The sequence below is a fragment of the Sutterella massiliensis genome, assembly GCF_016899755.1.
In the GTDB taxonomy this organism is placed as follows: Bacteria; Pseudomonadota; Gammaproteobacteria; order Burkholderiales; family Burkholderiaceae_F; genus Sutterella; species Sutterella massiliensis.
The window spans coordinates 294,771-301,872 of record NZ_JACJJC010000001.1; the positions used below are offsets into that span (position 1 = coordinate 294,771).

Here is a 7,102-nt window from a genome sequence, read left to right on the forward strand (position 1 = left end):
GCTTGGGCGCAGGCGATTAGCGGCGGCTCTTGCGGACTTCTTCAATGAGGAAGTCTACGCATGCCGGCGTTTCTTCGCGAGAACCCACAAGATGCGGCCCCGTGCTGAAGACGCCACCCACACCGACCATCGGCGTGCTGTCGATCTGATAAGCCTGCCAGGTCTGCGTTGCTACGCGCGACTTATTCATGACGCCGAAGGAGCGCATGGTCTGCTCGAACTTGGCGACGTCGATTTTTTGCGTCTTCATGAATTCGAGGATGTCCTTCGTCGGATCGTTGAAGTCGTAAGGACGTTCTTGGTAAACGACGCTCTCGAAGAAGGGCTGCGAAACCTTGTCGAGGAGTCCCATCGCTTCGAGCGCGTAGTAGGTCTGGGTAAAGGGCAAGAACTTTGCCTGCCAGGCCACCGGACAGATGCGAACGGAGACGTCCGCGGGCACGGTCTTGGCCCATTTCGCGAACACAGGCTCGAACTGCAGACAGTGCGGGCAGGTGTAGGCAAAAAAGAGGACGACTTCAATTTTGTCGCTCGGCGTAGGAGCGGGCGGGTACACGGTCAGATAGTGCTTGCCGGTTTCGAACTTCGGGGCTGCATGAACCATGCCGGCAAGCGGCGAGAGCGCTGCAGCGGCAAGAAGCTGGCGACGAGTAAACAATTGAGAACTCCTATTTGTGACTTGAAGCCGCAGGACTTATGTGCCCTGCGGCACTGACAAGACTATTTCTGCTGCGTGATAACAGGCTTATGACCCTGATCGGCGAGGCTCTCGAGTGCTTCCTGAGCGGCCGCACGGTCGTCGAACGGGCCGACGCGAACGCGCCAGAAGGCGCCCGACTGCGAGACCTGGGCGCCGATGCCCATCATGGCGAGCGAGGCGGCGTTGGTTTCAGCGTCGTTTTTCTTAGCGTAAGCACCTATCTGAACCCAGTAGGTAGCGGGCGTGACGTGGCCGGGTTCGACTGCCTTGCCAGCAGCGTCGCGAAGCGGCTTTTCATCGGCTGCTGCGCCCTTCGGGCTCGAAACATCAACCGTCTTCACGCCGCCCGTTGCGGCTTCCGCTTCGCTCTGCGCACTTTGGGATTCGCCCATTTGATTGAGACGGGCATTCGGGTCCACACCGCCGGCGAGTTTTTGCGCTGGGTCGACGTCGGCGGTTACCTTGTCGACTTTGTCGACGAAGGGCACGGGACTCTTTGTGATGAACACGGCCGCGCCCGCCGCGATGCCGAGCCCGGTGACGACGCCGATCAAAAAGCCGGCAAATCCGGTAGCAAAACCGCTTTTAGCCACAGTGGCTTCTCCTCATGGGTTGCAGGGGTGCACGACAGTGTTACTGCGCGGCTTCCTCGCTCTCATCTTCCTTGCGCGTCATGAATTCGGGCGCGCTGATGCCAAGCAACGAGAGGCCGTTGCGAAGTACTTGACGCGCAGCTGCGAGAAGTGCGAGGCGGTCGAGTCGGGCCGCTTCATCTTCAACGAGTACGCGCTCGGCGTTGTAGAAGCCGTGCACGGCCGCCGCCAAATCTTTGAGATAGTAGCAAAGCAGGTGCGGAGCATGGTCGCGGGCCGCAAGCGAGAGCGTATTCGGGAATTCCGCGATCGTAGCGACAAGATGCTGTGCGGCATCGCTTTCGAGCGTGGCGAGCGGTGCCGACTTAAGTGCTTCGTCGCTCGGTACCTCAAAGCCCTTTTCTTTGGCATTGGCAAAGACCGAGCAGATACGCGCGTGGGCGTACTGCAGGTAGTAGACGGGGTTTTCGTCGCTCTTTTCGCGCGCGAGGTTCACGTCAAAGACGAATTCGGCGTCAGCTTTGCGCGCGACGAGGAAATAACGGGCCGCGTCGCGGCCGGCCCAGTCGACGAGGTCGCGAAGCGTGACGTAGTTGCCGCTGCGCTTGCTCATCTTGACGGGTTCGCCGTTCATAATGACCGAAAGCATCTTGTGCAGGATGTATTCGGGGAAGGTCTTTGGCACATTGATGCCGAGGACGGCGCCCGCGGCCTGCAGGCCAGCGCGAACGCGCGCGATCGTGCCGTGATGGTCGGTACCTTGGATATTGACGGCCTTTGTGTACCCGCGGCTGAATTTGTTGAGGTGATAGGCGACGTCGGGCACGAAGTAGGTGTAGGTGCCGTCGGCCTTGCGCATCACACGGTCTTTGTCGTCCTTGAGTCCGTTGCCGAGATCTTCAAAGGCCGTGGTTTTAAGCCACAGAGCGCCTTCGGCTTCGTACGTGTTGCCGGAAGCGATCATGGCGTCGACGGCCTTTTTCAGAGCGCCGCTCGAATAGAGCGAGGATTCGAGGAAGTAGTTATCGAAACGAACGCCGAGCGCGCTGAGGTCATCGTCCTGCTCGTTGCGCAGGTAGGCGACGGCGTAGCGGCGGATGCATTCGATATCGTTGTAGTCGCCCGTCGATTCGACAATTTCACCCGAATGCGCATGCACGGGCTTCTTGGCGAGGTAGTCCTTAGCAATGGCGACGATGTATTCGCCGTGGTAGGCGTTTTCGGGCAGCTCGATCTCTTCGCCGAGGCACTCTCGGCAGCGCAGCTGCACGGACATGGCGAGGTTGCCGATCTGCACGCCCGCATCGTTGTAGTAAAACTCGCGAGAGACTGTCCAGCCCTGGGAGGCAAGAAGGTTGGCAAGTACGTCGCCAAGTGCGCCCTGACGAGCATGACCGAGGTGCAGCGGGCCGGTCGGGTTTGCAGAAACATATTCGAGCAGGACCGATTCGCCTTTGTGCGCGTCCGAGCGCCCGAAGTGTTCGCCCTCACGCAGCACGTGGCGGATGATCTCGCTCTTGGCGTTCTGAGCAAAGCGGAAGTTGATAAAACCCGGTCCCGCGACTTCGACGCTGTCGACGAGCGCGGCTGCTTCGGGGTCATTGCGAAGTGCCGCGGCGACGCTTTCGCCGATTGCGCGCGGATTCTGCTTGAGGCGGCGAGCAAGTTGCAGCGCGCTCGTGCAGGCGATATCGCCGTGCGCGGGATCCTTGGGACGTTCGAGGACGACTTCGGCATCTTCAATGCCGAGCGAGTGAAGCGCTTTCGCAATAAGGCCCTTCAGGGCTTCTTTCTGTTGAGCGAGCATATCGGGAAATAAAGAAAAAGATTCAAGCTTTCGTAGTGTATCGGCCCGATAGCCGAAGCGGGCCGAAGCAGCGGCTACAAATGAAATCAAAAATTACGGCCCGTCTGCCTTTTCGGGCAAGGACGGGCCGCGGTTGCGCGCCCGCTCGAACTTCGAGGGGCTGCGGACTGAACGTCAGCCTGCGCGCTTGTCGTTTTCGATGTAGGCGTACGCCGAGTGATTGTGGATGGACTCGAAGTTCTCTGCCTCGACGCGGTAAGAAACGACGCGCTCGTCCTCGTTGAGGAGCTTGGCCATGTCGCGTACAAGGTCTTCAACAAACTTCGGATGGTCGTAGGCGTATTCGGTTACGTACTTTTCGTCCGAGCGCTTCAGTCGCGACCAGAGCTGGCAGCTAGCGGAAATTTCACTGATGCGAACCTGCTCCTCGAGCGACATCGGTGAAGCAAGAACGAGCGAGGTGACGAGATGCGAGCGCTGATTGTGCGCGCCGTAGCGGGAAATTTCTTTCGAGCACGGGCAAAGGCTCGTGACGGGGACGGTGGTTTCCTGGCGTACGGTCGTTACGCCTTCTTCGACGTTGGCGATCCAGCGGCCCTCGTAGTTCATCAGGCTTTCTAGCTTGCTCACGGGCGCGGTCTTGCGGATGAAGAACGGGAAACGGATCTCGATCGTTCCGGACACCGCGTGCAGGCGCTCGAGCATGTCGACAATGAGCTTGCACATGACGGCTTCGTTGATGGGTTCGCGAAGTTCGTCCATCAGCGCAATGAAGCGCGACATGTGGGTGCCCTTTTGATCTGCAGGCAGGGCAACGGTCATCGTGAGCGTGGCAACCGTGTGCTGCGGGCCGTTCTTGCCCTCAATCACGATCGGCAGGGAGACGCCGCGCACGCCAACGCGGTCGATGGCAATGTTTCGGCCGTCCTGCGTAGACTGAACGTCCGGAAGAATATTCTTTTGGTCAGCTTCCATTCTTGGTGTTCTCTGCTGAGCGAAGAGCGATCCGAACAGGGGCTCGGATTCGATCGACGCTTGGTCATCATGAGTGCCGCCTGTTTTCTCCAGAAGCATTCGGCACGGCCAAATGAAATGTTAAAGTCTAGCAAATCACCGCTCTACGCTTACACACGCATCGCGTCGAACTTTGAAAAGTTCACGATCGGCTAAAAATTGGGTCCTTATATTACTGAAAACAGTTTCGCTAGGCGAGATGACCTTCGGTTTCCTCGGACCGAGCCTGGCGGCCGAGGTGTGGAAAAATCGAAAGCAAATTTTACGGCTTGGGCCGAGTAGCTCATTAATTTCCTTCAAATTTCAACGCGCTACCCGTTTGACAGGGCGTCTGGTGCTACGGGCGTTAGGACTAATTGACCCTATATACTTTGGGTATCGACTGAAACGAACAAGGTTGTCGTCGCCCGAAGATTTTCGACCTTGGACCGCTGCGCAGGGGGCGTAGCAGGCGCGCAGCGCTTCTTAAAGAGCGACGAACAACGGAGAAAAGTAGAATGCCCGTTTTTATGTATCCGCAGCCGGGCGGCAATCCGCTGCTGAGCTTCATCATCGGACTTGCAACGATTGCCGTCGTGGTAGGTTTGGCCATTTTCTTCCTGCCCTTCATCGCGAGCCTGGTTCTCGGCATCATCCTGCTCGGCCTCGCTTTCTGGGTCTGGAATTGGCTCAAAATTAAAATGGGGTGGGAAAGCAAGGAAGTAAAGGACTTTCGCGAAGCAATGCAGCGCGCTGAAGAGGAAGCACGCAGGCAGTACGGTGCCGCGCGCGGAGAGGGGACGGTTTACGAACGAGAGGAGGTCCGAGTTACCCGCATCGGTTCGGTTCGTGATCGTCGCCGCAATATGCAGGATGTCGAGGATATCGAAGAACTTCGCTGATGCCGGCGCGATCGGCAAGCAATGAAAAGCCCGAATACGGTCTGCCGGTTCGGGCTTTTTTCGGGTTCAAAGCAACGGCGAAAGCAGGTAGCTAGCGCCTTCCTTCATGCGTTCGGCGAGCGGACGTTTGCGCCAGCGAACCGCTTCTAAGCGGCTGCTGTTGGCGATGTATTCATCGGTAAGTTTGTCGAGCTCGGTCACGAAATTCGTGTCGAAGATGGCCATCATCAGCTCGAAGTTGAGGTGCATAGAACGATTGTCAATGTTGAGCGTACCGAAGACTGCAACTTCGCCGTCAATCGAAATGGATTTTGTGTGAAGCATCCCCGCTTCGTACAGGTAGATCTTGACGCCGCCAAGAAGTAGATCGTCGAAGTAGCGGCGCATCGCCCAGTTGACAAGCGCACCGTCACAGCGGCGCGGAACGATCAGTTTGACGTCGACGCCGCGCAGCACGGCGTTTTTGAGCGCGCAGACTACGGCTTCGTTCGGAATGAAATAAGGAGTTGTGAGCGTGAGCTCTGACTGCGCCCGGGCGATAGATTCGAGCACAAGCAGAAGACTTTCGTCTTCGGTCTGATAGGGACCCGACGGAACGCAGACAACGTTAGCTTCACCACAGTTGGGGATCATGAGCTGCTCGTAGTCATCTTCGAAGTCCGAGAGGTCGTTGTCCGGCTGCAGCGCCCAATCGAAGGCCCAGACGGCGATTAACGGCAGGACACCCGGTCCAGTGACGCGCACCATAGCGTCGACCCAGTGTCCGACATCACCCGAATCTTTGTAGGCAGCCGGATCAATCATGTTGAAGCTGCCCGTGTAGCCGATGCGGTTGTCGACGATCACAATTTTTCGATGCAGCCGCAGATCAGCCCGCTGCAGACCGAAAAAACGCAAAAAGCGCATTGGGAGAGCGCTAGCAATTTCGATACCGGCATCGGACATCTTGCGACGCGCGGCGGAGCGCAAAAAAGCGCGGGAACCGAAGTCGTCCACAAGAATGCGAACGCGGACACCCCGGGCGACCGCGTCAAGAAGCGCATCAACAATGCGCAGAACGTCGCCCTGCACGGAAAAGATATAGAACGCCATGTCGACAGACGTTTCTGCGCGACGGATGTCTTCTTCAATCGCGCGAAGTGTCTCGTTGGAAGTGCGCTTCAGCTCGACGCGAGATCCCGTCACGAGTGGCATGCCGGCGAGTTTGGCGGTGAGACGGATGAACGTGCGGTGCGGCACGAGGTGGCGCGGCAGTGGTCCGAGCGGCGTGAGTTTGTGATTCGAAAAATGCTGCCAACGTTGTCCGGTTTCACGCAGTCGTTTGGCGCGAAGGCGTCCGATGGGCCGTTCGCCGAACATTAGATACAGCGCAAAGCCCGCATACGGAAGAATGGTCGTGAGCAAAATCCAGGCAAAAGCCGAACCTGGCGGGTGACGCGTCAGTATCACCCGCAAAATGGTGCCAACGATAATGGCGAGCTGAACCAGTGCGGCAAGCAGGCCGTAAAGCGAGAGATTTTCGAAACTCATGAGTCGATATTAAGCGGGGAGAAACACAGAAAGCCTAATTTATATACGTATATATACATATTATTGGCTTTTTTCGTGCAAGGTCTTGACAGATTCGTCGAAATAGGAAATAATTCGGTTCTCTCGCTCCGGAGGGGTGCCCGAGTGGCTAAAGGGGGCAGACTGTAAATCTGTTGGCTTACGCCTACGATGGTTCGAATCCATCCCCCTCCACCAGCGACATTCGCTTAGCAGACGAATGCTTGATGAGCTGGGGTGAACATTGAAACCTTGCGGGTGTAGCTCAATGGTAGAGCAGAGGCCTTCCAAGCCCCCGACGAGGGTTCGATTCCCTTCACCCGCTCCAAAGCCCGCCCATGTGGCTCAGTGGTAGAGCACTCCCTTGGTAAGGGAGAGGTCATGCGTTCGATCCGCATCATGGGCACCATCGAATTCTCTTGTCGTCCGGCTCAGCAATTTTGCAAAGTCGGATTTTGTTTTACTCGTTCTTCAGGATCCAGAAATGGCAAAGGAACATTTTGAGCGCAAGAAGCCGCACGTCAACGTCGGCACCATTGGTCACGTCGACCACGGCAAG

Annotated in this window: 6 protein-coding genes, 3 tRNA genes and 1 pseudogene; 5 read left to right on the forward strand and 5 right to left on the reverse strand. The window is 57.4% G+C overall.

Features of this window, described 5'->3' with window-relative positions; all coding sequences use genetic code 11:
* Positions 1-16 precede the first annotated feature (16 nt).
* The 4 genes from H6A60_RS01360 to folE2 all read right to left on the reverse strand — a co-directional run bounded on the left by H6A60_RS01360 (position 17) and on the right by folE2 (position 4,075).
* Entirely contained in the window at positions 17-658 is a 642-nt protein-coding gene (locus tag H6A60_RS01360; RefSeq protein WP_205101543.1) for a thiol:disulfide interchange protein DsbA/DsbL, read from the reverse strand.
* Positions 659-720: 62 nt separating this feature from the next.
* Positions 721-1,293 carry an SPOR domain-containing protein gene (locus tag H6A60_RS01365; RefSeq protein WP_205101544.1) on the reverse strand — a complete coding sequence of 191 codons (573 nt, stop codon included), beginning with the start codon at positions 1,291-1,293 and terminating at the stop codon, positions 721-723.
* Positions 1,294-1,333: 40 nt separating this feature from the next.
* Positions 1,334-3,100 (reverse strand): arginine--tRNA ligase, encoded by a 1,767-nt coding sequence (gene argS, locus H6A60_RS01370; protein WP_205101545.1) that lies wholly within the window; start codon positions 3,098-3,100, stop codon positions 1,334-1,336.
* Between the two features lie 174 nt (positions 3,101-3,274).
* Positions 3,275-4,075 carry a GTP cyclohydrolase FolE2 gene (gene folE2, locus H6A60_RS01375; RefSeq protein ID WP_205101546.1) on the reverse strand — a complete coding sequence of 267 codons (801 nt, stop codon included), beginning with the start codon at positions 4,073-4,075 and terminating at the stop codon, positions 3,275-3,277.
* 536 nt (positions 4,076-4,611) lie between these two features.
* Between folE2 and H6A60_RS01380 the strand changes: the two genes are divergently transcribed.
* Positions 4,612-4,995 (forward strand): adenosylhomocysteine nucleosidase, encoded by a 384-nt coding sequence (locus H6A60_RS01380; protein WP_205101547.1) that lies wholly within the window; start codon positions 4,612-4,614, stop codon positions 4,993-4,995.
* A 66-nt stretch (positions 4,996-5,061) separates the two neighbouring features.
* On the opposite strand, the gene cls is transcribed toward H6A60_RS01380, so the two are convergent.
* Positions 5,062-6,525 (reverse strand): cardiolipin synthase, encoded by a 1,464-nt coding sequence (cls, locus tag H6A60_RS01385; protein WP_205101548.1) that lies wholly within the window; start codon positions 6,523-6,525, stop codon positions 5,062-5,064.
* Positions 6,526-6,655: 130 nt separating this feature from the next.
* Here cls and H6A60_RS01390 point away from each other — a divergent pair.
* The 4 genes and pseudogenes from H6A60_RS01390 to H6A60_RS14215 all read left to right on the forward strand — a co-directional run.
* Positions 6,656-6,741, forward strand: a tRNA-Tyr gene (locus H6A60_RS01390).
* A 56-nt stretch (positions 6,742-6,797) separates the two neighbouring features.
* Positions 6,798-6,871: transfer RNA gene (locus tag H6A60_RS01395), tRNA-Gly, on the forward strand.
* Positions 6,872-6,877: 6 nt separating this feature from the next.
* Positions 6,878-6,952 (forward strand) — tRNA-Thr (locus H6A60_RS01400).
* A 75-nt stretch (positions 6,953-7,027) separates the two neighbouring features.
* Positions 7,028-7,102, forward strand: a pseudogene (locus tag H6A60_RS14215) (GTP-binding protein); the annotation flags it as partial.